This is a genomic window from Lysinibacillus zambalensis, assembly GCF_040183165.1.
Classification (GTDB): domain Bacteria; phylum Bacillota; class Bacilli; order Bacillales_A; family Planococcaceae; genus Lysinibacillus; species Lysinibacillus zambalensis.
In genome coordinates this window covers 34678-60279 of sequence record NZ_JBEGDG010000013.1, presented here as the reverse complement: position 1 = coordinate 60279, position 25602 = coordinate 34678, and the positions used below count along the sequence as shown (strand labels likewise).

The following is a 25602-nucleotide window of genomic DNA, read 5'->3' as shown; positions in this document are numbered from 1 at the left end:
ATGAATGATTCATCACCAGTTCAAAATTCATTGTGGAAAAATCAAACGTTTACAAGAATGTTTACTTCATATAGCCTTTCCAGTTTTGGCGATTGGTTTGATTTGACTGCTTTATTTATATTATTTAGTTTCGTTTGGAAAGCGGAGCCTTTTATGTTGGCTCTCGTACCTATCACAGTCGCCGTACCCAGTATATTCTTAGGACAGGTTGCAGGAGTTATCGCTGATAGGATGAACAAAAAGCGTCTAATGATAGCAACTGATTTTCTAAGGGCAGGATTAACCATCGCCTTGTTTTTTGCCCCAGGCCCCTATTGGGCTTTACCGATCATGTTTGTACGTGCTACTGCTGGGATCTTCAATACACCTGCACAACAAGCTTTGTTACGTACAACGGTCGAGGAAGAAGATCTTTTACAAGCAAATACTTTTATTGGAATGGTATTTCAAGTCTCTAAGATAGTAGCTCCATTTTTAGGATCGTTTGTTGTTTCACTCTTCTCATTACAAACGTGTTTTATTATTAACGCTATTACCTTTACGCTATCTGGAATTATACTTTTGACTATAAAACGAATTCCAGAAGAGGAGAAAAACATTGCTGAATCAGTTAGTAAATATAGTGTTATCCAATCTTGGTTGCAAGGCTGGAGAGCCCTTCTGACAACCAAAATGTTGTTATTTGGGATCATTTTCTATTTATTCGGTTATGCAGGTCTATATTTAGTCGAAGCACAATTATCTATTCTCCTGAGAGAAGTAACCCCTAACCTTCCAGAAATAGTAGGCTATGTTATAGCTACTGTTGGATTAGGAACTTTTATTGTAGGTGGAATCATGACTCGTAAAAAAGAGATTGTCTCCTATGGACTACCTATTGCTGGAGGCAATTTATTAATAGGTATGGCTTTTATTGGATTAGGTTTGTTTAAGACAGGAGATTTAATCGTTTGGTTATTTGCTTTTGGACTTCTCATCGGTTGTGGGACGGGAATGTCAATGATTGCTTTTAGTTATTTACGCCAAAAAGAAACGCCAGTGGAAATGGTGGGGCGTATCACTGGGATTACAAACTCACTAATTAGTACAGTGATTATTATTGGTCCAATTAGTGGGAGTTTGTTGGTTCAACATTTTGGTGTAAGCACTGCCTTTGTTGTAGCAGGAGGTTTTCTACTTCTTTTAGGGACGGTCGGTCTTATTTTTAGAAGTATGATTTGGGAGAAACAATCGAATGTGAGTAAAGATGAAAATAAAGAGATGATGGGAGGGAAGGCATGAACCAAAGTTTGGAAGGGGTTTTTGGAGAAACAGGACCATTTTCATCAGCCGGATGTATCAACACAATCTACAAGCAAAATCAAAGTGAGGTAGATCAAGAGAAACCTAGACTTGGTTTATTTTCGGACCTAAGTATTCAAGATAGAACCACAGGTATTCAGAAGGATGAGAATGAATTCATTGACAAGAACTTAGCTTTGTTATGGGAGAAATTACAATTATGTGAGGTTGATTATGTCATCTTGCCATGTATGACCTCTCATTATTTTGTTCGTCAATTTCCAATGGGAATTGACGAACAAATGATTAGTTTAATTGACCTAACGATTCGTGAAGTGGAAGGTTCATATTCAGAGTCAATACTATATCATGAAGAATTACTTTCCAAAAATCTCAATCCATTGCTCGTTGTAGCAAGGAAATGGTCAATGCTGACAGAAAAAAGTACTGCAAAAATGGAGGAATGTGTCTCATGAGTGAACAACCTCAATTTATACAAGAATTATTTAACGAACAAGTAAAGAAATACCCACATAAAGTAGCTGTAAAATGTGGTGAAGAAAAGTTGACATACGAGGAGTTAAGTAGACAATCAAACCAATTAGCTAACTGGTTACGTGAAAAGCAAGTAGGTAAAAGTGATCCTGTCGTAATCATAATAGAAAAAAGTATTGAAACCATTATTTCAATACTTGGTGTATTAAAGGCAGGTGCGGCTTTTGTTCCACTTGACCCAAAGGAACCACTGGAAAGACTTACAACGATTGTTTCGGAAATTTCACCACGGTGGATTATTATGCAAGAAGAGTATCTAGATAAAGTCCAGTCTATGTCTGTACAAACGACCGAAGGACAACCCCAGATACTATTAATCAATTCACAACAGGATTATACTTATGACTCGTCCATCTATTCGTTTCATGAACTACACTCCTATTTAGCTCAAGAGCCTGAAATTATAAATAATGAGAAAGATCTTTGTTACATATTCTATACTTCTGGTTCTACGGGAACACCTAAAGGGGTCATGGGCTGTCACAAAAGCTTAACTCACTTTATTCAATGGGAGATTTCTGAATTTTTAGTCAAGGAAAGTGATAAAGTAAGTCAATTTGCCGCTATTTCTTTTGATGCTTGTTTGCGGGATATATTTGTACCACTTTGTTCAGGGGGTACGGTTTGCCTGCCATCTTTAGAGGTTGTACTCGATCATCAAGAACTAGTAGGGTGGATTGAAAAAGAAGAATTGTCCATTATTCACTGTGTTCCAAGTATCTTTCGCCAATTACTTGCAGCTTTAGAATCAAATCCAGCTGATCCAGCAACATTATTTCCACACCTACGCTATATCTTAATGGCGGGAGAGGTCTTAGAGGTGAAACATGTTCGTAAGTGGATGAACATGTTTGGCACACGAATAAAACTGGTTAATCTTTATGGTTCAACAGAGACGACGATGATTAAAATGTTCCACGTTGTGGACAAGCTTCCTCCTGAAGGCAAACCTATTCCAATTGGGAAAGGAATGAAGGGGGCGGTCCCTCTTATTCTTAATGAGCATCAGAAGTTATGTGGGATAGGTAAAGTAGGAGAAATATATATTCGAAGTCCGTTCTTAGCCCTTGGGTATTACAAGAAAGAGGAACAAACTAAACAAGTGTTCATTCAGAATCCGTTACAGTTAGAGGAACCTGAGCTTGTGTATCGTACAGGTGATTTAGGAAAATACCTGTCAGATGGAACGGTTGAATATGTAGGGCGACATGATCATCAGGTAAAAATACGAGGGATTCGTGTAGAACTAGCCGAAATTGAATCGATTCTACTTGAGCACGACGGAATTCACGAAATAGCCGTCGTTGATAGGAAAGATGATGAGGGAGATTATACACTTTACGCTTTCTTTACAGGTCAAGACAAGTTGAAGGTGGAAGAGATCTATGAATATTGTAAAGCAAAACTACCAACTCATATGATTCCTGCACAGTTTAAGTGGCTAGATAAAATGCCCCTTTTACCTAATGGAAAGATCGATCGGAAGCTTCTTTCTGACATGAACATAGAGTATAAGCTTCTTGATACCAGGGAATATATAGAACCTAATACAGAAACGGAAAAAGCCTTGGTCGAAATATGGAGAGAAGTGTTATCGATAGAGAAGATTGGGATCAAAGATAATTTCTTTGTACTAGGTGGACATTCTCTTCTAGCTATGCAGGTTCGAGCTAGAATTTCAGAACAATTAAAAGTGAATATGAAACTAAAAAATTTATTTACTTACCCTACGATCCAAGAGCTTGCCGCTCACCTTGACGAATTATGTCCTGAAAAGGGCAGGGAGGTCAAAGTATTACCAAAGCAAGAGTTATATCCACTCTCACATGGGCAAAGTCGATTATGGTTCCTGCACAAAATGGATCCAAATCAAGTTTCTTATAACATGCCTTATAGTGTCTCTTTTAAAGGGAATATAGATTTAGAAGCATTTAAGCAAGCACTACAGAAAATGGTTGAACGCCACTCTATTCTTAGAACTGTATTTATAGAGGAAAAGGGTATTCCTTATCAAAAAATCTTAGAGCATACACATATTCCATTATCATATGATGATCTATCAGAGATGCTAATGATGGAGCAGCAAGAAACTTACATGCAAAAGGTAATGAATGAAGATGGGAGACTACCATTTCCACTCACGAAAGGTCCTCTTTTACGAGCCAAGCTATTTCGCCTTGGAGAGCAGGATTATCATTTCTATATCAACATGCACCACATCATCTCTGATGCTTGGAGCTTAGGTGTACTTATTCGAGATTTTACAGAAGCCTATCAAGCTTACTTAGATCAAACTGATATAAAATTTGATCCACTTGAATTACAATATGTTGATTTTGCCTCATGGCAGAACGAACAGCTAGAACAGGGTGCTTTAGATTATGAAAAAGAGTATTGGTTAGAGACATTAAGAAAACCACTACCAGTTCTTAACCTTCCACTTGATTTTGAACGCCCGCGAATAAAGAGTGATGTAGGAGCTACTTTCTACTGGCAAATGGATACGAGCATTATAGAACAAGCTCGGCGTTATGCTGAAAAAGAGAATGTAAGTTTGTTTATGGTTCTCTTTACCATCTATAGCCTTCTACTACATAGGCTAACAGGTGATGAGGATATCATCGTGGGTACACCGACAGCAGGAAGAACGAAGAGTGAAGTGGAGTCGCTTATTGGGTTATTTATTAATGTCTTACCCATCCGTATGAAGTTTAAAGAAACAGCGACAATAAGTGATGTCCTTCATCAAGTAAGAGAGCGTTGTTTGGAAGCCTTTGATCATCAGTCCTACCCTTTTGACTTATTAATAGAGCAGCTTCAACCAGAGCGTGATCTTAGCAGAACACCGATTTTCTCAACGCTTTTTGTCTTGCAGAATGCTCCTTTTGAACTACAAATTCCAAATGTAGAAGTGAAAGAGAGTCAACTTCATCGTAACGCAAGTAAGTTTGATGTGGCAGTCAAAGCAACAGAGAATGAACAAGGGATTGAGCTTTGTTTTGAATATAGTCCTGAGCTCTTTATGGAAGAAACCATTCAAAATATGGCTGACCAATTTGAGAAATTGCTTAATTCAGTAATCAATCAACCAGAACAAGGGTTATATGATACCCCAATTCTAAGTAGTAGAGACCAGAAAATAATAGACGAATTAAATGCAACAACAAGAGAGTACAACCTTAGTCAAGTGGCCTATGAAGCCTTTATCCAGCAAGCGGAAGCATTCCCTGAACGAACCGCTTTAACTTTTGAAGGAGCTTCTATGTCTTATGGGGAGTTACACATTCGTTCAAATAGGTTAGCGCATGCCATTAGGCAGAGTGGGAACAAAAGGAATCAATTTATTAGTATCTTAATGGATCGAAGTGTGGAATTTATCACAGGAATTTATGGCATTATGAAGGCTGGGTCGGCTTATGTTCCGATCGATCCAGACTACCCTGAGTGGCGTATTGAATATATGCTTGAGAATTCTGAAACGAGAATTTTGTTAACGAAACAATGTTACCTTCCTTATCTACAAACTATTTGTGAAAAGCTACCTAAGCTTGAAACGATTATTTTAATCGATCAGGAGGAGGAGGGCACACAAGAATTTATTGGTAGGAAACTGATAGGCTGTCCAACAACCCTTCCTACGGAGACACCAGAGATTATCAATCGAGCGGATGATATTGTCTATATGATTTATACATCAGGTTCCACGGGACAGCCTAAGGGAACCATGATTTCTCACCGGGCCTTAGTGAATTGTATGCATTGGTGGCAAGAACAGTTCCCTATAGATGAACAAGATTGTGTTGCACAAAAAACATCTGTATGCTTTGATGCTTCAGTATACGAGTTATTCTGGCCGCTTCGTCATGGTGCAAAACTAGCAATTATTCCGACAGAAACAGTGATTGATGCCTACAAATTACATGAAAAATTAAAAGAAGAAAAAGTTACCGCTATCAAATTTGTTCCAACCTTGTTTAATAGTTTTGTCTTTGGTCTGGAGAAAATGGATAGAGAACATCTAGCTCTTCCAAGCTTACGTTGGATATTTATTGGTGGGGAGATGCTTTCGAACAAAACCGTTAATGTATGGTATGAACTATTTGGTCAAGGTGTAGAGATTGTTAATCAGTATGGACCTACGGAGGCAACCATTGATGTAACGATCAATAAAATGAACGATGTTCAACAAGGTGTCGTTCCTATTGGAAAGCCAATGGCAAACAACCAAATATATATTTTGGATAAAAAATTAAACCTTTGTCCTGTTGGGGTTATTGGTGAAATCTACATTGGTGGATATCAGTTGGCTGAAGGGTATTATAATGATCAGGCAAAGACAGAGGCTGTATTTATTACAAACCATTTTTTAAGTGATCAAGGTGAAAAGCTTTATCGTACAGGGGATTTAGGGCGTGTTTTACGTAACGGAACTATAGAGTGTGTTGGTAGAGCGGATAGCCAAGTGAAAATTCGTGGATATCGTATGGAGCTTGGGGAAATTGAAGATGCCTTCCTTTCACATCCGCAAGTAGAAAGTGCAGGAGTAATCACGATTAGTGGTGCAAATGAGAATAAACAACTCGTTGCCTTTTTCACCTCAATCCAAGAGGATACAGAAGTCGACCTAAATGAGTTAAAGGGTTATCTGGGGGCGAGATTACCAGCTTATATGGTTCCTCCTTTCATAAAGCAAATAGAAGAAATGCCTCTAACTCCTAATAAAAAAATTGATCGTAAAGTGCTAGGACATATTGCACTGCAGGAAGATTTTAAAGTCTTTTATCAGTATGTAGCACCTGAAACAGACATTGAAAAGATGGTAGCTCTCATTTGGGAAGATATTCTAGGAGTAAAACAAGTAGGACTCGGCGACCATTTCTTTGAACTTGGTGGGCATTCCCTCTTATTAATGCAAGTACATAGTCGTATCAGAGCTGATATGTCTATCTTAGTCGACATGAAAGACATGTTTACATTCCCTGTCCTTAAGGATTTAGCTCATCATCTGGAAATCCTTGAATCATCAGCAGATGAAGAGACTAAAGAGAACTTATTGAAGGTAGATAAGGCGCCGTTAAAAGAGTTTTATGAGCTTTCACACGCGCAAAAACGATTATGGTTCCTTCATACGTTAGACCCTAATAATACAGCATATCATGTGAACCGGAACCTTACTTTGCATGGTGAAGTGAAGGTTGAAAGTTTTGAAGAAGCATTTCTTCGAATGATCCAGCGTCATAGCTCTTTGCGCACGATATTTAAGGAAGTGGATGGAATACCACGACAATGTATTCTAGAGAGTGTGCCGTTTTCATTAGAATATGAGGACATCACTCGTCTACCTGCGATTACTCAAGAAGAGAAGGTGCATCATGCACTTCGAGAGTTGGAATCTAAGCCATTTGATTTAACGAAAGGGCCACTTTTACGAGCCTCAATCCTTCGACGGAGTGACAGTGAATCGACACTTCTATTACAAATGCATCATATCATTACGGATGGTTGGAGCCGTAGTGTTTTCGTTCAGGAACTATTAGAAATCTATTCCGCCTTAATGAAGGGCAAAGAACCAGATCTATCTCCAATAGAATATCAGTATGTTGACTATGCCGAATGGCAAAACAGTATGGAGTCTGAGCAGCTTCTAGTAAAAAGTGAAGCTTATTGGCTAAATAGTTTGGCGAAACCACTTCCAGTACTAGATTTACTTTTAGATTATCCGAGACCTCCTATACAAACTTACCGTGGAGGTGTTGTTTCTAAAGAAATTTCGGTACCTTTTACCGAAAGCTTACATTCTCTTGCTCGTAGAGAGAATGTCACGATGTTTATGTTATTATTTTCTACTTATATAAATATGCTTCATCATGTATCAGGGAATAATGACTTGATCGTTGGAATCCCTGTTGCTGGGCGAATAACGAAAGAATTAGAACCGATAATTGGTTTTTTTGTTAATACATTAGCTATACGCGTTCAATATGATGATATAAAGTCTCCGTTTGATTTGCTTCAGCAAGTCAAGAAAAAATGTTTAGAAGCTTATAATCATCAATCCTATCCATTTGATTTATTAATGGAACGTTTGAATCCTGAGCGTGATATGAGTCGTCCACAGGTATTTTCAACGATGTTTCAGTATGAAGGGGATATGTCGAATCAATTACAAGGTGACTATTTTACGATAGAAGTAGCTGAAGATCAATCAGTAGAGCCGAATGTAAAGTTCGATTTAGATGTTTTGTTATTTGATAGCAAGGATCATGGATTGAGACTTTATATCCAATATAATATGGATTTATTTAAGGAAGAGACTGTAAACAAGTTGGCCGATCTTTTTATACAATCTATGGAGATGTTTGTACAAAATCTGACTACTCCTTTTGGAACAAAGAATTTACTGACAGAAGCGGATCTGAACATTATCACTGATATCAATCAGAATGATAAGCCATATCCTAATCAGCACCTTATATTTGAAGAATTTGTGAAGCAAGCAAAAGAAAATCCAGATAAAGTCGCTTTGTATGATGAGCAAACGAGCATGACTTATGGAGAACTTCACCAGCGGTCCAATCAAGTGGCTCACTTTCTACGTTCTCAAGGTGTACAGCCAAATGAATTGATAGCCATTATGATGGAACGTAGTGTTGATATGGTAGTAGGTCTATATGGGATCTTGAAAGCGGGCGCAGCGTATGTTGGAATCGACCCTGAGTATCCAGCACAGCGAATACAATATATGCTACGGGATTCTGGTGCCAGAGTTCTATTATCTAAGAGCCACTTTATTCCAGAGATAAAGTCTAGCCTTGAACAAGAACAGGATATTCAATCGTTGAAGTGTGTTCTATTCATAGAACAAAGTCATGCTTCTTCGCCGTTCATAGATGGTATAGAAGTCTATTATTATAACGATGTTGAGGTCTTTTCGACTCATAATCTACAACCGTTGAATTCACCTCAAGACGTTGCATATATGATATATACGTCTGGTTCAACTGGACAACCTAAGGGGGTAAGAGTATCTCATGCTGCCATCCTTAATAATTTGAATTGGCATCAAGATACTTTCCCACTTCTGCCAGAGGATGTTGTGACACAACGAACAACGATTTGTTTTGATGACTCGGTTGTTGAATTGTTTTGGCCTTTACGAACGGGAGCTAGCTTAGATATTGTAAGCCGAGAGCTCATTACAGACCCTGAAAGGCTCATTCAGGAAATTCATGATCGGAAAATTACCTGTATGATTTTTGTTCCATCCTTATTTAATCTTCTCGTTTCTCATTTACTTGAGCTACCTGAGGAGAAACGTCCTGAGCTTCCCCTTAACATGGTATTTCTAGGTGGAGAAGCCTTACCTGTTCAATTGGTTAATCAATGGTATTCATTGTATCCAAACGGTGCAAAAATCATTAATTTATACGGGCCAACAGAAGCCGCAGTAGATTCAACATGTGCTGTATTTGAAGGTCCAATAGAAAAAGGCACTATTGGAAGACCAATTGCCAATACGAAAGTCTATATTCTAAATTCGTATGGTGGATTATGTCCTGTGAATGTTGCTGGGGAGTTAGTAATTGGAGGAACTCAGCTTGCTATGGGTTATCATAATAAACCTAAGCAAACAGCAGAAGCGTTTATATCGAATTATTTACCTAACACGTCAGATAATCGTTTATATCGTACAGGGGATTTGGCTCGACTTTTACCAAATGGACAGATTGAATACCTAGGAAGAAAAGATAATCAAGTTAAGGTCAGAGGATTTCGAATTGAATTAGGAGAGATAGAAGAAGTAATTAGTAGATATGAAGGTGTGGATCAAGCAATAGTCGTTGCCTATGAACAAGAGGATGGTAACAATGCTCTTTGTGGGTACTACACGAAAGCAAAAGAGATCAATGTGTCTCAGTTAAAGCGTTATTTAAGTACACAATTACCATATTATATGGTGCCACCTTGTTTGCAAGAGATTAAAGGGCTTCCGCTTTTACCTAATGGTAAGATTGATCGTCAATCCTTGTCTCATCTTGCTAAAGAGGATGGATATATAAGTGAGTCAGAATATGTAGCACCAAGAAATGAAATAGAAGAAAAGCTTGTAATGATTTGGGAGAACGTACTACACCATGAAAACATAAGCGTATTGGATCATTTCTTCGACCTTGGTGGGCATTCACTCATAGCGATTCAAATTTTAAATAGAATTCGTAAAGAATGGGAGATTGAGATTGATTTAAAAGATCTATTTATGTATCCGAGATTAGAAGAGCTAGCGGAACAAGTTGGATGTTTATTAGAAGAGCAGAGTTCAAGAGGAAGAATGGTAATAGAGGCAAGACCAAAGCAGAAGCATTATACCCTATCACGAGCCCAAAGACGTTTATGGTTTATGCATCAGTTGAATCCACATAGTCCTATTTACAATGTACCACAAGAGATTATCATTACACAGACACTTGATGTATCTGTGTTTAAAGAAGCCTTACTCTATCTTGTGATGCGTCATGATGTTTTGCGGACAATTTTTGTTGAAATAGAAGGCGAACCACGCCAAATCATTCAGTCAACTTCATCAATCGACTTGTTTTATAAGGATTTGACAGCAAAGGGTGAAGAGGAGCAGACTCAGTTCATCCGCAACATGATTCGATTAAGTGAAGATAGACCATTTAATCTAGAGAAAGGTCCGCTAATACGTCCTTTATTATACAAATTAGCAGAAGATAAGTATCATTTCTATTTAAATATGCATCATATTATCACCGATGGATGGAGTGTAGAAATCTTACTCCGTGAGTGGATCACAGTTTATCAGGCACTAATTGAAGGAGAAGCGCCCAATCTGGCACCCCTCCCTCTACAATACGCAGATTATGCGGAGTGGCAAGAGCAAGAACTAGCACGCGGTCGATGGGATGAAGAGGGTGAATACTGGTTACAAAAGTTAGCTAAACCATTACCTTATTTAGAGTTTATCTATGACTACCCGCGTCCAGAAGTACCTTCGTACCAAGGAGATGCGGTTTGGTTGCGAATCTCTAGGGATGTAACGAAACATTTGAAAGAACGGGCTGCTTCTGAGGGGATGTCGATGTATATGCTTCTACTAACAGGGTATATCTTGTTTCTACATCAGCAGACTCATTCAGAAGATATTATTGTAGGAACACCAGTGGCAGGGAGAGCAACAGAAGAGCTTGAATCTATGGTTGGTTTCTTTGTCAATAACTTAGCTATTCGTACTCAGTTACATGATATTCAGACAGTGGATCAGCTAATGAAAGAAGTCAAAAAGCAATGTATGGATGCCTATGCTCATCAAATGTATCCTTTCGACTTATTAATAGAGAAGGTAAATCCAGAACGTGATTCTAATCGTTCACCTATCTTTTCAACGATGTTCACCTATCAACCAAGTATAGTGGATACATCTGCCTTTAATTTTGAGCCATACCATAACATGGAACATCGTGTAAGTAAGTTTGACTTAATAGCGAATATGACAGAGGTTGAAGAGGAGCTACTGCTTAGAATCGAGTACAATACAGATCTTTTTAAGAAGGAAACTATTAAACACTTTGCATCTCGCATGGAGCATGTGTTAAAGGCATTGGTTGATACACCAAATGAACCGATTCACAAGCTGGATTTGCTTACAGATGAAGATCATGAAATATATAAAGAATTGAATGATACGTATGTCCTTCATAAGGAAGGAACGATTCATGCATTGTTTGAAGAACAGGTGACGAAGAACCCTCAACTTCCAGCCGTTTCGTGCGGAGAGGAGACATGGACCTACCATGAATTGAATACTCGTGCCAATCAAATCGCCCACCTATTACATCAAAGGGGAGTGACGAGAAATAGTAGAGTAGCCATCATGATGGACAGGGGAATCGAAACGATAGCCTCGATGCTTGGTGTCATGAAAGCAGGAGGAGCCTATGTACCTATCGATCCAGAATATCCAGTAGACCGTATCACTCACATGTTAGAAGATAGTGGAGCACTTTGTTTGATTACTCAGCAGCACTTACAAGATCTATTACCTCATGAATTTGTAGAGAAGAGGATTTATATAGAGAATATATCTAGCGAGCTGCCTACCGACAATTTTCTAGTAGAAGTCTTTGATACGGATTTGGCTTATATGATTTATACCTCAGGATCAACAGGAAAACCAAAGGGAATTCTTGTTAAACATAAAGGGGTTCCAAGCCTCATCCAGTGGAAAGAGGATGTCATTGAGCATGGTCAGAACGAAGTGACGATTCAATTTGCTTCCTTCTCATTCGATGCGTCTATCTTGGAAATATTCGGAACTTTATTAAATGGAGAACAACTTCATATTCTTGTCAAAGATGAACGTATATCTCATCAAGCCTTTGCTGATGTTGTAGAGAAGCTTGGGGGAACATTCATGTTATTGCCAACCGTATTCTTTAAGATGTTAGCCACATATCTTGATGACGAAGATATCCAGAAGCTATCCTCCGTGCATACCATCATTGTAGCTGGAGAAGCTCTTCCACCAGAAGCTGTAAGAGCTTGGCAGAGACGATTTGGAACTTCTATTCGAATCCTTAACTTTTATGGGCCATCAGAAATCACCGTTGGTTGTACTGCGCATATTATGGATGACTACCTTTCAGAGGTACAAAGTACAGTGCCTATAGGTAGACCATTCCACAATTGTAAAGTATATGTCTTAAACTCATGGGGGCAAATCTGTCCAATCAACGTGGTAGGAGAAATCTATATCGATAGTGTTGGTTTAGCAGAAGGCTATATCAATCTACCAGATAAAACAAAAGAAGCTTTTGTACCGAATCCTTTTTCAAAAGAAGAAAATGCGAAACTATATAAGTCTGGTGACTTAGCTCGTATCCTGCCAGATGGCACTATAGAGTATATGGGTAGAGCGGATCATCAGGTGAAAGTCCGAGGATTTCGAATTGAAATAGGAGAAATTGAGGAGGTCCTTCTTAAAACTAAAGGAATTGAGTTTGCAGCCGTTGTTCCTTACAAGGACCATGATGAAAATACATTGCTGTACGCTTATTTTACGATGAATGAGACAACAGAACCTTTAAGTGAGCAGATTCATCAGATTAGAGAGTATCTTTCAGAGAAACTACCAGACTATATGATTCCAGCCATGTTTGAACGATTAGATACGATGCCATTATCACCGAGTGGTAAAGTTGATCGAAAAGCGTTAGCTGAACGTGGTAAACATGTAGCAAAGAAAAAACAAATACAAGTAGTGGAGCATAGCCTTCATGAAAAGTATGATGAAATCTACTCTATTTGGTCTGATATTTTGCAACACGATCAATTTGGTATAGAAGATAACTTTTTTGATATCGGTGGACATTCGATGCTAATAGCTAAAGTTCATAGTGAATTGAAGAGTAGAGGCTATTCCATTCAGATGCATCTCCTTTTCCAATATCCAACCGTTAAAAGTCTAACAGAGCAATTACATGGGGGCAAAGTGCAGGAGAATCCTGAAGTGAAGGTGCAAGATACCAAGCGTGTGGATAAGGAAGATGAAGAAGCTGTAGCTATTATCGGAATCGGACTTCGTTTTTCTGATGCAAATAATCCTGATGAATTTTGGCAGAATTTACGCCAAGGAAGAGAATCTGTAAGAGAATTTCCATTTGATGAGTTGGAAATTCCAACTAACCAACAGATGCAATATGACCCAGAACAAATCGATCGTTTGGTACGTGTCACGGGTCTATTAGAAGGAATTGATCAATTTGACCCTGAGTTCTTTGGTATGACTGAGAGAGAAGCTAGACTGATGGATCCTCAACATCGACTCTTTTTAGAATGTGCTTGGGAGGCCATTGAGGATGCAGGGTATAACGTAGATGAAATAGAAGGCAAGGTAAGTTTATATGGTGGAGTAAGTAACAATGACTATTTGCCTCGAGGAATCAGTATTCCGAATCTAACGAGAGCCGATATTTTCCAAGCCAATCTGATGTCTCAACCAAGATATATCACTTCTCGTGTTTCTTACAAGCTGAATCTTACAGGAGAAAGTTTGCTTGTTGACGCAGCATGCTCAACGTCTCTTGTCGCCGTTCATCTAGCATGTCAAAGTCTATTAAATCATCAATCGGATTATGCACTTGCTGGTGCTGCTTCGATTCAAATACCGCAGAAATCGGGGTATATCTACGAACCAGGACTAATCATGTCACCAGATGGGCATTGCAGGGCTTTTGATAAAGATGCCAATGGTTCAGCGAATGGGAATGGGGTAGCTGTTGTATACCTTAAACGCTTATCTGACGCCATTCGTGATAGAGATCCAATCTATTCAGTGATTAAAGGATCAGCTATCAACAATGATGGAAATGTAAAGGTTGGTTTTACCGCACCGAGTCAAAATGGTCAAGTGGATGCCATTAAACAAGCATATAAAGCAGCGGGGGTTAGACCGGATGAAATTTCGTATGTTGAAGCACATGGAACAGCTACGAATATGGGTGATTTGATAGAAGTAGCTGCTTTAACAGAAGTATTTCGCAGTCAAACAGAGCAAAAACAATTTTGTGGGTTAGGTTCTGTGAAAACAAATCTTGGTCATCTTGGCCCAGCAGCAGGAATGGCAAGCTTAATTAAAACAGCGCTTGCTTTGAAGAATAAGGAGATACCGCCAAGCTTGAATTTCCATGAACCGAATCCCGAAATGAAGCTTGAAGAAGGTCCGCTCTATGTCAATACGAAGCTTACACCATGGTCCGTTGAACAAGGGCGTTTTAGAAAGGCAGGGGTTCATTCTTTCTCTGTAGGTGGTACGAATTGTCATATGATTTTGGAAGAAGCACCTTAAGAAAGAAGCATTTGATAGAAAACATTGACTCCACAGTACACTAATAGAAAGTACTGTGGAGTGATGGTATGTAGAGGAGGGAGTATGTGAAACAGGAACAGATTGTAAAAGAACGTCCTTTTCACTTAGTTATATTGTCAGCAAGAAGTGAAGATGCTTTGAGACAAGCAGTTCTACAGCTTGGGAAGCATCTTGAAAAAAATCCGAATCAATCAATAGGGGATTTAGCTTTTACTTTAGGAATAGGTCGTAAGAGCTTTGAACACCGACTTTCTCTTGTTGTCTCAAGCGTAGAGGAACTCAAGGATCTTTGTTATAAGGTGGTAGAGCAAACATGGGATGAGCTACAACACCATTTTTTCATCGATTACAATCAGTATCTAGCGTCTCAGCCCTCTCAAGTTTCTTTTAGCTTTTCAGACAAAGGAACACCATGTCAAGGGATGGGTCTTGAGCTTTATGATAGTTCATCAGTATTTAGGGCAGCAATCGATGAATGTTCGTCTATATTGGATGCATTTGTCCCTGTTCCGTTTACCCATTATTTCTTTGATCCGATATTTGAATCAGAATTCAAGCAAACAAAGATAAGAACAGCAGCCTTATTTACTTTACAGTATGCGTTAGCACGATTGTACATTTCTTGGGGGATAAATCCAACCTACGTAAGTGATAGCGAATTAGGTAAGGAAATAGTCGCATGTATAACAGGATTTAAGAGGCTCGATCACGCTCTTCGCTCTATCTTTGAGATGAATGACTTTGTTTCACATAATAATCGTGTTTCTGAAGTAAAAGATAATCTCAACAGAGAGGATATACAGCGATCAATAGATGTTCAATATCTAGAACTGGATATGGACTTTATACTTGGAGAGGCAGTCAAGTTAGAAAAAGCTATCCATTCAAAGCGTGAACAAGATGATTCTAGTGATATTCTCTTTCAAACGATAAGTCAGTGGAGAATCCTTCTTAGAATGTTAGGTAGACTCTATACTCAAGGAGTTAAGGTAGATTGGAAGTCATTTGATAGAGATTTTGCTAGAATGCGTGTCCATGCACCAACCTATCCGTTTCAGCGGAAGTACTACTGGATAACTGATAATATTGAACTTATTCCAAATTTCTCTATAGCATCAAAGGAAGCTTCTGTGACCACAGATGTTATAGAAGCATCCAACTCAAAGATAACTTATGCGAATCATTCGACAGAAGAAATCGTCAGGCTTATTTGGGAGAACCTATTGGGTCGTAAAGAGATTCAGGATCATGACAATTTCCTCAGTTTAGGTGGAGATTCTTTAACTATGATTCAAGTGAAGTCTCAAATTTCTAGTATTCTGAAGCTCGATATCTCTATTAAAGAATTGTTCAAGTATCCGACCTTCAAAGATTTTGTAATTTACCTTGAGAATGTTAGAGGTGATAAGAGCGAGAGAGAAATTGGGTTTCCTAGAGCAGAGGAGAAGGAGTGGTACCCACTATCACATTCCCAACGAAGACTTTGGTTCCTCTATCAAGTTGATCCACATTCAAGTGCTTATAATGTACCTTTGCACTTTCGGTTAAAAGGGTTGGTCAAACCTGACTTGTTAAGGGAAGCCCTACATTACTTAATGGAACGTCATACGGCCTTACGAACGATCTTCAAAGAAGTGAATGGAGAGGCGTTTCAAAAGGTTTGTGAACATCCAGCACTATCCTTACAATATCAAGATCTTTCAAATAAGAACGTTGATGAGCAACTTGAAATCATACAGAAGAGAATCCACCATGATCAAGTAGAACCTTTCGATTTAACAAAGGGCCCTAATTTCAGGGTGATTCTATTCAAATGTGATGATCAAAACTATCATTTTTACTTTAATCAGCATCATATTCTGACTGACGGTTGGAGTATGGATGTATTAATGGAAGAATTAGCAAACGTTTATATGGCTCTAGCTGAGTCTAAAACGCCAAACTTAAAAAAACCTGTACAATTTATTGATTATATCGAATGGTTTGATAATGCCATGAATGCTGGTAAATGGGAACGTGAAAGGGAGTATTGGCTTAACGATTTAGCGAAGCCTTTACCAAACTTAGATTTACCTATTGATTTCCAACGACCTGAGATTCAAACCTTTGAGGGAAGAGTTCGAAAGCTTCAACTCCCAAAAGAACTCATCTTTGCTATACGTTATATAGCTACTCAAGAGGGTGTCTCTTTATATATGCTAATGTTTACAGCTTATAAAATTCTTCTTCACTATTTTAGTCAGGAAGAAGATATCATCGTTGGTACTCCTGTTGCCGGGCGTACCGAGCAACCTTTAGAGTCAACAATTGGTTTCTTTGCCAATTCAGTTGCCATCCGCACGAATGTACAGGGTCATCAATCCATCGGAGAGTTGTTGCGAAAGGTTTCACAGAAATGTATGGACGCTATTGAATATCAATCCTATCCTTTTGATTTACTTATCGAAGAGATTATGCCTGAAAGAAATCTTAGCCGAACTCCTATTTTCTCAACTTTCTTCGTTTATCGAAATTCGGAAACTGTGAAGAAGAGAACCGATCAACTGATTCAATTTGATGTAACAAGCCAATCCCTAGAGGATATGGATGCAACAAGCAGTAAATTTGATTTAACTCTTAATATCGTGAGTAAAGAAGAAGGAGATCTGAATATATTTTTCGAATATAATACGGCTCTTTTCAGAGATTGTACAGTAGAGCGGATTACAGAAGTTTATCGTCGGATATTAGAAGAGTTAGTGCGTGATTTGAATACGCCTATTCGAGACCTTCAATTAATGAGTGCAGAAGAGAAGCTTCAATATGAATCTTTAAATCAAACAAATAGAGACCACCCAAGGGATAGAGTGATTCCAGAGCTGTTCTATGAGCAAGTCGAGTTATACCCAGAGTTACCTGCTATATCCGACGATAACCACATTCTCACGTATCTTGAGTTAAATCAACGGAGTAACCAGCTAGCTTATTGTCTTAGACAAAGAGGCATAGAGAGGGAACAAGTGGTTGGAATTTTGATGGAGCGTAGTGTAGATGCTGTTATTGCAATGTTGGCTGTATTAAAAGCTGGAGGCGCCTTTGTTCCTATTGATCCTAATTATCCTGAACAGCGTGTTCGTTACATGATAGAAGATAGTCAAGCTTCACTTCTCCTTACTAAGAGAAGAAATTTGGATGAATTAGGACTTGAACAAACAGAACATATTCTGTTTGTAGAGGAGATACCAAGTGAAGAACTCCCTTCTACGAATATGGAAGTGACAAGCAGACCAAGTGATTTAGCCTATATAATTTATACATCTGGTTCAACAGGAATACCAAAAGGAACAGAGCTTGAACACATAGGTGTCATGAACCTTGTCCATTGGAAGAAAAGAGAATATGGTTATGCCCAGAACGATACAGTATTGCAGTTTGCTTCCTTTAGCTTTGATGCATCTATATGGGAGATTTTCCCTACAATTCTTAATGGCGCCCATCTTTATATATTAAACGAAGAAGAACGAAGGTCTCCTGATGAGTTGATTAACACAATTCATGAGCAAAAGGCTACAACAATTACTGTACCAACTGTATTTTTTAATCAATTGAGCCGAGCGATATCTGAGAAAGATCTTACAAAACTCGTTTCATTAAAACGGATCTTTGTGGCTGGTGAAGCTTTAAAAGGTGAAGTAGTGAGAAATTGGCAAAAGCTTGTTGGGCAGAATATAACGATTATTAATGCCTATGGTCCAACCGAGACGACAGTTTGTGCTACTGTGTATCCGATCGACCATATCGTAAGCGAGGAACAAACCTATATCCCAATAGGTCGTCCGATTGACAATACTAGAGCATACATATTAAAGGAAGATCTTTCTCCTTGCCCAATGAATGTGGTGGGTGAACTGTTTATTGAAAGCATTGCTCTAGCAAGAGGATATCGAAATCAAGAAGAGAAAACGAAGCAAGCATTTATCGTTCACCCTTTCTCTACGAATGAAGAGGTGAGGTTATACCGTACGGGAGATATGGTTCGTTTGTTACCAGAAGGGAATCTGGAATACATTGGACGTAAGGATGACCAAATCAAAATAAGAGGCCATAGAGTAGAAATTGGAGAAATTGAAGAGTGTCTAATGAAGCATCCAGCTGTAAAGGAAGGAGCAGTCATAGCTATACAATTGCTGAACGATTTGTATCAGCTATATGCATTTGTAACCACAATGGACGCTTCTTCTAAATTGGAAGATATTCGCGGATTTGTGGCCACGTATTTACCAGATTACATGGTGCCAATGTACATGACTCAATTAGACCAAATGCCACTTACTCCAAATGGAAAAATAGATTACAAGCAGCTTCAAAAGCTAGAGGTTGTGGACTCTACTACTCAGTACAAGGAGCCTGCAAGAGAAATAGAGAAAATAATACAAGGTATTTGGATAAAATGTCTAGGAAATAAGAGAATCGGGATAACTGATAACTTCTTTAGTGTTGGAGGAGATTCTATATTGAGTATGCAAGTGATCTCTTTCCTTCAGCAAGCTGGATATATTGTCAAAGTACAAGACTTATTCCAACATCAAACAATTGAGGAGCTAGCCACATTTATAGAATCGACAGGAGTAAGAGTAGAAAAGAAAAGTGAGAGGGAAGAGTCTGTTGTTGGTGAAGTACCTCTTGCACCTATCCAGCATTGGTTGTTTAATTCTCGGGATGTAAATAGTGAGTATTATTTTATGCCTATCGCGGTAGATATACATGTACCGATAGATATTGAGCATCTCAGGAAAACCCTACAGATTCTAATCAATCATCATGATATGCTTCGTGCTATCTATGTAGAGGAGGATGGAGAAACTGCAAAACAATATATCCTCCCTCCCGAGGAAGTACAACTTCAATTAGTGGTCCATGACCTCTCAAGTCTTAGTGAGATGCAAAGTAAGAAAGAAACGGAACGAATAGAAAGTGTAATGAAAGAAAGCATCAGATTTGAAAAAGGAATACTCATGAAAGCGGCTCTCATCAAGTACTCTCCAAACAACCATCGCTTTCTTTGGGTCTTACATCACTTAGTGGTAGATGTCGTCAGCCTTCATGTTCTTAACATGAATTTAGTTCAAGTCTATGAAAGTTTACAAGAGGGGCTAGATCCTCTTAATTTAAGGAAAACAAGCTCCTACAAAACGTGGGTTGAAACAGTGACAAAGCAAATAAATGGGTTTGAAGGAGAAAAGGCGCTCCTATACTGGACTCCTATTCTAAAAGAAGATACTTCTATACCTATTCCTCTCGATCATCCAGAGGGCTCGAATCATATCGGAGATAGATTCATGCTTAAGGTCTTTATTGAGCAAGACAAGACAACAAAATTACTTACGGATATCACAACTTCTCAAGGTACATCTATAAAAGAAATATTACTAACGCTTGTCATGAGAGCTGTTGCCAAATGGTCAGGAAATCAGAAGGTGGGGCTATCAATTGAAGGTCATGGACGGGAGTCAATAGATAAGAAAGCTTCTCTTGATTTAACTCAATCTGTGGGTTGGTTTACAAGTATTTATCCTTTTTATGCTGACATTCCTCATAACCAAGAGGTGGGGGATACCATTCAACACATTAGTAGGAACTTAGCTGAAGTTCCACATCAAGGTGCTTCTTTTGGCATGTTACGTTACTTGCATGAAGATCCAACGATCAAGAAGATGTGTAATGATTTTAATATGCCAGAGGTCTCTTATAACTTTATGGGACAGCCGACTTATCTACAATCTAATTCAGAGAAATGGACAGCAGGGCAACAGTATGTATTAAATAATTCACCTGAGAGCGTTCGACCTTTTGAAGTACAAATTGTTGGGAGCATTTCACATGGTCAATTGATGATGAGCTTTGAGTTTTCCGAACATAGGCATCAGAAAGAAACAGCTGAGAAGCTAAGTAAACTATTTGTTCAGGAAACGGAGGAACTTCTATCTTCTTATACGAAAAATTCAAATAAAATAGGTGGAAACAGATAAACGGAGGAGATACGAATTGAATAAGAAAATCTTAGAGAAATTAGCTTCACTCTCTCCCGAACAGCGAGCCTTGTTGGAGAAAAGGTTACTAAGTAGGAGCACCCAGGATAGGGGGAGACAATCAATTCCAGCTATTTCAAGAGACAAAGATGCCTATTCATTATCCTATACTCAATTTAGAATGTGGTGGCTTGATCAGGTAGAACCAGGGAATCCAGCTTATATTATTCCAGTTGCAGTGCGAATGAATGGAAAAGTCGATTTGCGAGTATTAGAGCAAAGCCTTCAAACAATGGTCCAAAGACATGAATCCTTTCGTACGACATTCCATCAAGAAGGGGACACTCCTATTCAGAAGCTACATGTTACTCTAAAACTCCCTCTTCATGTCCTTGATCTTTCGGCAATGGAGGAGAGTGAGAAGAGAGAAAAGGCTATTGAAATATCGCGTAAAGAACTAAGACGTCCATTTCAGTTACATGAACTTCCACTTATACGCTCTAGCATCATTCGATTAGATCAAGAAGAGCATTTGTGGGTCGTTGCCATCCATCATATTGTCTTTGATGGTTGGTCGGTGGGTTTATTTTTGGAGGAAATTGGTCAATTATATCAATCTGCTATTCAAAAAAGGGAGTTCAAATTACCAGAATTCAATATTCAAAGTATTGACTATGCCGAGTGGGAAAAGAAACAACTGAATGAAGAGCAGATGCAAGGTCAGTTAACCTATTGGAAAGACCAAATGAAAGGTCCTCTTCCAGTGCTTGATCTTCCTGTCGACTCCCCTCGTCCTTCTAACAGGTCTTCAAATGGGAAGCAGATCAATATAATGATGTCCAAGGAAGTACATGATTCATTACAGGAAGTATGTCGTGTAGAAGAAGTGACACTGTTTACGGCTTTGATGACAGCGTATATCATCCTTCTCCATCGTTATTCACAGCAAGATGATATCATCGTTGGTTTTCCAATATTAGGAAGAGGCCATTCGGAAGTTCAGCAGGTGATCGGAGCATTTGTAAATACTCTCCCATTAAGGTGTCAACTTACTTCGGAGATGACTTGTCGAGAAGTTTTACAACAAGTGAAGAAGCTGACAATGGATGCTTTTACTCATCAAGATATCCCATTTGAAATGTTGATAGAAGAGATTCAGCCTGAAAGGCGAGCTTCCTATAACTCTTTGTTTCAAGTGATGTTTAATCTAAATAAACCAGTTCCTGAGATGGATATGGACGGATTATCCATGAAGTATGAGTTGATTGATCATCATACATCAAAGTTTGATCTTAATCTGGAAGTAAGGTTAAGTGATCATGGTGATTTTTTATGTACGTTCGAGTATAGTACCGATCTATTTAAAGAGGAAACCATTCAATTTTTTGCAGAACATTATAGAAAACTACTCCAATCCATGTCCGAGTCTATCGATGGAAAAATAGCAAACATGGATATGATGACAAAGCGAGATCAGTTAAAACTGACGGAGTTAAATGATACACATAAGTACTATCATTTGGATGCATTTCTTCAGGATTCTTTTGTTCAGCAAGCAGAATTGAATCCTGAACGTATCGCTCTGTTTGATCAGGACAAAACCATGACATATGGTGAATTACATGAACGTTCCAACAGAGTCGCTCATTTTTTGCATGAACAGGGCGTTGGGAGAAATCAACTGGTGGCTATCATGATGGAACGAGGCATCGATTTAATGGTAAGCTTATATGGCATTCTAAAAGCAGGAGCAGCCTATGTGCCCATTGATCCTGAGTATCCAGTTGACCGAATCGAATATATGATTCATGATTCCAATTCACATGTCATCATAAGTAAGCATAACTATTCAAATAGTATTTCTACATTCATAAAAGACGATTCACATAAAATGACTGTTTTATTCATGGATGAGGAGATTCATGTTGTTCCATCTGATATTGGCATAAAAACATATAGTTGGTCAGATCTTTCAACCTATTCTACACAGATACCAGAGGTAGAGGGTAGCCCAACGGATATGGCTTATATGATTTATACATCTGGTTCAACTGGAAATCCTAAAGGTGTACCGATACAGCATAGTGCGATTGTAAATAGATTGCAGTGGCATCAAGAACAATTTCAAGCGACTTCAGAGGATGTTATTGCCCAGCGTACATCCATATGCTTTGATGTTTCTGTATGGGAACTTTTTTGGGCGCTATCCTACGGGGCAAAGCTATCTATTGTTCCCTCAGATGTAGTCAAGGATCCTGAACGTTTATATGATCATCTTATAGAAAGAAATATCTCAATCATTCATTTCGTTCCATCCTTATTCAGTACATTTATTTCCTATTTACAAGATTTAGAGATCCGTCGTGCTATTCCATCTTTACGCTGGATTGTGACTTCAGGAGAAGCTCTACCTATTAAACCAGTGAATCAGTGGTTTGCTATGTTCTTTACACAGACGAAGATAGCCAATTTATATGGTCCAACAGAAGCTGCTGTTGATGTAACAAGCTATATTATTGAAGGGCCTGTCACTCATATACCAATCGGAAAGCCCGTCGCTAATACACAACTATTTGTCTTAGATCATGAAATGAAGCCATGTCCAATTAATGTGCCAGGTGAGCTCTACATCGGGGGTGTACAATTGGCCTTGGGTTATTACAAGCAAGAAGAGAAAACCGCTGAATCATTTATACCTAATCATCTGCCTTATTTCTCTGGAGAACGCTTGTATCGTACAGGCGATCTAGCTCGAGTTAAATCAACTGGAGATATAGAGTATCTAGGAAGAAAAGATAATCAAGTTAAGCTTCGTGGTTTCCGAATCGAATTGGAAGAAATTGAAACCCTTTTAGGTTTGCATCCTAAAGTCACACAAGTAGCTGTTGTTATTAGGGAATTATTGGATGACCAAATTCTACTTGCTTTTTATACCCAATCAAGTAAAGAAGTGAATGGGAAAGAGTTGAAGGATTATCTGGCTCAAAAAGTTCCTAGGTATATGATCCCTAGTCATGTTATTCAGTTAGATGAGATGCCATTAACCCCCTCTGGTAAGATAAATAGAAAGTTACTAAAAGAGACACAGCTGACAGAATTTCTTCATGAAAGAGAAGGAAGGTTAACAGCACCTACTACAGTAACCGAAAAAGAAATAGTAGTGATCTGGAAAGAGATATTATTACATGAACAAATTGGGTGTGATCAGAATTTCTTCGATTTGGGTGGACATTCTTTAATGGTTACCAAAATCATATCTAGAATAAGAAATCAATATGGATTGGATGTATCTATTCGAGACTTTTTCGAGAATCCAACCATTCGGGAATTCGCACGCATAGTTGATAACCTGAAGCAAAGTGGTGCACAGGAAGAGAGAAATTCTATTACGATTCCACAAGCTGAGAAGAAAGAATATTACACGCTTTCTAATAGTCAAAAGCGATTGTATTTTGTCTACCAGCTTGATCCTGAAAGCAACTCCTACAATATGCCTGGATGTCTCCATATACGAGGTGAGTTAAATATATGCGCCTTTAAGCAAGCTTTTCAGCTACTGATAAGTAGACATGATATTTTACGTACTCGCTTCATAGAAGTAGATGGAACGCCTATGCAAGATATTAAGAAAGAAATTGACTTTACCATACAAGAACATGATCTGACTGTTTATGCAGAGAGCGAACGTCAGAAAATCATGCAGGATAATATGTACGTAGATCAAACGCAGCCTTTCCATTTGGAAGAAGGTCCCTTACTACGAGCAAAATTGTTTGTTTTGAATGATATTGAATATCGCTTCTATTTAAATATGCACCATATCATATCGGATGGGTGGAGCATAGGAGTCATGGCAAAGGAAATCTGTAATCTATATGAAGATCTTTCTAAAGGCAATCATCCTTCTCTGGCAGACTGTGAGCTTCAATATGTTGATTATGCAGAATGGCAAGAAAAGAACTTGCAGAATGGCAGGTGGTTTGATCAGGAGGAGTATTGGTTAAGAACACTTTCGGGGCCACTACCTGAGCTTAAGTTACCTTATGATAAGAAGCGTCCACTTGACCAGGCTGTACGTGGAGAAGTCTATCCTTTTGTTATCTCAGAAGAATTAGCGCATCAGCTGCGTACATTTAGTCAAGAAAATCAGTATACTTTATTTATGGTTTTATTTGCTGCTTATGCTCAAGTTCTCTATCATCAAACAGGACAAAGAGATTTTATCATTGGAGTCCCGATTGCAGGGCGCTCAAACCAATCATTGGAATCGCTTATTGGACTATTTTTGAACAATTTAGCTATTCGATTGCAGATCCAACCAAGCTTTACACAACATGACCTTTTGGATCTAGTCAAAAAGCAATCATTAGATGCGTTCCAAAATCAAATATATCCTTTTGATTTACTTGTTGAGAAGATTAATCCAGAAAGAAAACTAAATCAGCCGCCCATTTTTTCTACCATGTTTAATCTGCAAAATACGCCTCTTGAAATTAGTTTGAGGAACATGGATGTTTCGCTAGAGTTAGGTATTACTGAGAGTATTAAATATGATATGCAACTTAGAATGTCAGAAGAAGACAACCGTCTTATAGGTCACTGGTGTTACTGTGCAGAATCATTTGAAAAGGAAACCATAGAAGAGATGGTTCATGAATTCAAAATAATAGTAGAACAATTTGTACAGACACCAGATATATTACTAGATGAATTAGATCTGCGTTCTGAAAAGGATCACAATTTAGTCGCTTCTTTGGGACTGTTTGATTCACTAGAGTAGATATTGTTCCCCACAAAGAATATTACTTTTCTTTGTGGGGATTTTTATTTGTATACTTTGAAGACCCCTTGTTGTGAAGCGGGTTCCGGAAA

The 25602-nt window shown here is 38.5% G+C and carries 5 protein-coding genes; all 5 read left to right on the top strand.

Annotated elements, in window-relative coordinates; all coding sequences use genetic code 11:
* The 5 genes from ABNX05_RS16705 (at position 1) to ABNX05_RS16685 (ending at position 25510) form a co-directional block, all read left to right on the top strand.
* Positions 1–1281 (top strand): MFS transporter, encoded by a 1281-nt coding sequence (locus ABNX05_RS16705; RefSeq protein ID WP_349660749.1) that lies wholly within the window; start codon positions 1–3, stop codon positions 1279–1281.
* The gene (locus tag ABNX05_RS16700; RefSeq protein WP_349660748.1) at positions 1278–1757 is read left to right on the top strand and encodes an aspartate/glutamate racemase family protein; all 480 of its coding nucleotides are present in this window, start codon (positions 1278–1280) and stop codon (positions 1755–1757) included. Before ABNX05_RS16705 ends, ABNX05_RS16700 begins: the two co-directional genes overlap by 4 nt.
* Positions 1754–14701 (top strand): amino acid adenylation domain-containing protein, encoded by a 12948-nt coding sequence (locus ABNX05_RS16695; protein WP_349660747.1) that lies wholly within the window; start codon positions 1754–1756, stop codon positions 14699–14701. Before ABNX05_RS16700 ends, ABNX05_RS16695 begins: the two co-directional genes overlap by 4 nt.
* 86 nt (positions 14702–14787) lie before the next feature.
* Positions 14788–20730, top strand: a complete 5943-nt coding sequence (locus ABNX05_RS16690; RefSeq protein ID WP_349660746.1) for an amino acid adenylation domain-containing protein — start codon at positions 14788–14790, stop codon at positions 20728–20730.
* Between the two features lie 16 nt (positions 20731–20746).
* The gene (locus ABNX05_RS16685) at positions 20747–25510 is read left to right on the top strand and encodes an amino acid adenylation domain-containing protein (protein ID WP_349660745.1); all 4764 of its coding nucleotides are present in this window, start codon (positions 20747–20749) and stop codon (positions 25508–25510) included.
* The last annotated feature ends 92 nt before the right edge of the window (positions 25511–25602 follow it).

Excerpts from the sequence above, each read along its gene's own strand:
- ABNX05_RS16705 (WP_349660749.1), top strand. The coding sequence starts at position 1 with ATGAATGATTCATCACCAGTTCAAAATTCATTGTGGAAAAATCAAACG.
- ABNX05_RS16695 (WP_349660747.1), top strand. The coding sequence starts at position 1,754 with ATGAGTGAACAACCTCAATTTATACAAGAATTATTTAACGAACAAGTA.
- ABNX05_RS16700 (WP_349660748.1), top strand. The coding sequence starts at position 1,278 with ATGAACCAAAGTTTGGAAGGGGTTTTTGGAGAAACAGGACCATTTTCA.